Origin of the sequence: Mesorhizobium sp. M2A.F.Ca.ET.039.01.1.1, from assembly GCF_003998035.1 — a bacterium.
GTDB lineage: Bacteria > Pseudomonadota > Alphaproteobacteria > Rhizobiales > Rhizobiaceae > Mesorhizobium.
Genome location: NZ_RZRY01000808.1, coordinates 1 through 2,568 on the forward strand (window position 1 = coordinate 1; position 2,568 = coordinate 2,568).

The 2,568-nt window shown below is 59.7% G+C and carries 3 protein-coding genes; all 3 read right to left on the reverse strand.

Annotation, left to right across the window (positions count from 1 at the left end):
• Positions 1-96: 96 nt before the first annotated feature.
• A complete protein-coding gene (locus EOA24_RS33995; protein WP_189354462.1) occupies positions 97-900 on the reverse strand; it encodes a TrbG/VirB9 family P-type conjugative transfer protein in 804 nt (267 codons plus the stop codon).
• Positions 897-1,616, reverse strand: coding sequence for a type IV secretion system protein (locus EOA24_RS34000; RefSeq protein WP_127410591.1), 720 nt, complete (start codon positions 1,614-1,616; stop codon positions 897-899). The genes EOA24_RS33995 and EOA24_RS34000 overlap by 4 nt, the downstream gene beginning before the upstream one ends.
• Before the next feature lie 72 nt (positions 1,617-1,688).
• A partial coding sequence (locus tag EOA24_RS34005; protein WP_133374757.1) for a type IV secretion system protein occupies positions 1,689-2,568 on the reverse strand: 880 nt, incomplete at its 5' end.

Here is a 2,568-nt window from a genome sequence, read left to right on the forward strand (position 1 = left end):
GCCCCGCGGCGACGATGGCGACTTTTGTACCCACGCCGGCATAACGCCTGGCGACGGTCGGACCGCCATCGAGCTCGTTATAGTCGATGTTGCTCATCAATCGTCCCCTGGCGGCGGGGAAGAGAAGGGGCCGGGCCCGCGCACTAGCTTCCTCGGTCCGTAGACGGCGGAGACAGGATCAGCCTTCGACGGTCGCGCTCGATTGTAGAGGCAGAGCGTTTTCCCGTCGGCCCTCAGCGTGAATTGCCGGCCGGTCTTGTCGACGATCGTGTATTTTCCCTGGGTCCGCTGATTGACCAGCGATTCATGGCCACTTTCATCAACGACGAAGATGGCCGGGATGTCGCCGGGGAACTCCAGGAACATCTTGGTGCCGTCGTCGAAAGCAAGGCGCGGCTTTAGGCTGTCATCCCCGACATAGACGTAATCGTAGTTGAGATCGGCATAGTTGAGGTTCTTGAGGTCAGGATCGGCAGCACTTTGCTGGGCCTCTGAAAGCAGGCGCGCGTTTTGATCCTCGTCCGCATATCTGAACCGGATCTGGAACGATGCACGGTCGCGGTCGCTGTCGGTGGCTTTGAGCAGCAACGAATAGACGCGCCGGTCGGTGATGACGTTGACGTTCGTCCAGGCGTCGCGTTCGAGCGGCTTGATGAAGAGAAACCGCGAGCCGGGTTTGGGCACGATCGACCAGCCTTTCGTGTCGCCGGCCGAAACGGTCTCGATCACCTCGGACGGGCTGAGCTCAATCATCGTGGAGACGCCGAGCGCGGCGTTGACCGTCGTCACATTGTCGTTGTCGAAGGGCACGTAGCGGATACGATAGTCGCGAGTGGCAGCTGAGCTGGCCGAGCCAAGCAAAATCAGCAGCGACAGGGCGGCGCCAATGTGGGTCTTCATTGCGCGTTCCCTGCCGTCGGCGCGGACTCCTGATCGCGACGGTATTCGATCACCTGGAAGCCAAGCGGATTGTCGAAACGCCATTCGTTCTTGATCGGCGTCGTCGTGTAACGGAATTTCACCACGGCCACCCAATTGTCGGTCGTGGAGGAATTCTCGCGACGCGTCGTGGTCGAAAACCGCACCGACGCGGTCGTGTTGTTGAGCAGGGAAACCGACTTGACGTCGACGGAAATGGTGACGTTGCGCCCGTAGACCTTGTCGAGCGACTGCGCGTTGGAGGGCGTGTAAGCCCAAGTCAAATCCCTGGACGCCGTTCCCGTCGAATAAAGCTGCGCCAGATCGTAGTTCTGCTTGATCTCGCGCGCGTCATAGGTTTCGCGGGCGCGGATATAGCGAACGAGATTGGCGGCCGTGACCGCCTCATTCTGCGACAGATCCCCCGGTTTGAGGGCGCGCGCGATTTCGAGATATCCGGTCGTCTTATCGACTTCGATCACATAGGGCTCGAATTGCTTGAGCGGCAGGATGAGCACGAGCGTCAGTAATGACAGGCCTGCAATCACGCCTGCGACGCCGCTGACAAGCCACGCCAGCGTGCGCGAACGTCTCAGAGACCGATGCGTGTCGTTCTCCCATGTCGCGCCGGCCTGATAGTAGCGCTGGTCAACGAGTTTGCTGGTCTCGGCGGGGATGCTTGCCTGTATTTCTGTCACTTTACTTTAGCCTCATTGCCAAAACTCCCACTGCGGCCTCAAGCAGCACCTCTTAGGCGGATGCCTGCGCTTCTATGCCAGTGGCCTCGCGTTATCGCGCGCCGCTTGCTGAATGGATGATCGAGCCGCCTCGCTGCTGCGGGATGATCTCAGCCGCTGCCACCGGTTTGCAACGAACCGCGCGCCGGAATAGCGGGCAACATTGCCGGGCACATTGCCATAGGAGCGGTATGCGCCGACTGTGCTCAGATACCCGCCGCCGTTCAGGATCGACGCGATCGCCGGGATTTGCATCAGCACATAGATGCCGATGATCGTGACCAGGACGAGCGGCAGGACCATCGACATCTTGTTGTCGACGCTTGCGCCTCCCGAGGTGGCAGTATTCAAGGCCAGGTTGACCAGCGAAAAATAAAAGCCCAGGAAGCCGTAGATGAGGATTTGCTGGATAATCAGATAGGTGGTCAGCGAAATGAATCCCTCGCTCATCCGCGTTGACCACCGGTAAAGCCAAAGGACAATCCAGACCGGCGCCAGCGCCAAAGTGATGAACAGCATGATCTTGGCCGCGATGATCGCCGCGATCGCAAGCGCCGAAAAGATGATGGCGGCCAAAAGCACAATCGTGGAAAGCAGCGCGCCGAATATGTCGTAAAAGGTGCCGCTGTAGACCTGATTGGCAACATCCTGGGCACCGCGGTACAGGTTGTCGATCAGGGCTGGGATCGCATCTTGATCCGAGAGCTGGTTGCCGGTGGCGCGCGAGACGGCCCCGACGATGATCTTGCCGATTCCGCTCGGCACCGCCTGCACCAGTTTGTAGATCGTCTCGGAGAATGTGCCCCATCCATTCAGCAGCAGATAGATGACGACCGCGCGACCGAGGCGGTATGCCGACTCGATCGGAGAGATAGTCTCGCGGCCGCTGAGGATCGAGTAACCCCACCAGATA

Excerpts from the sequence above, each read along its gene's own strand:
- EOA24_RS33995 (WP_189354462.1), bottom strand. The coding sequence starts at position 900 with ATGAAGACCCACATTGGCGCCGCCCTGTCGCTGCTGATTTTGCTTGGC.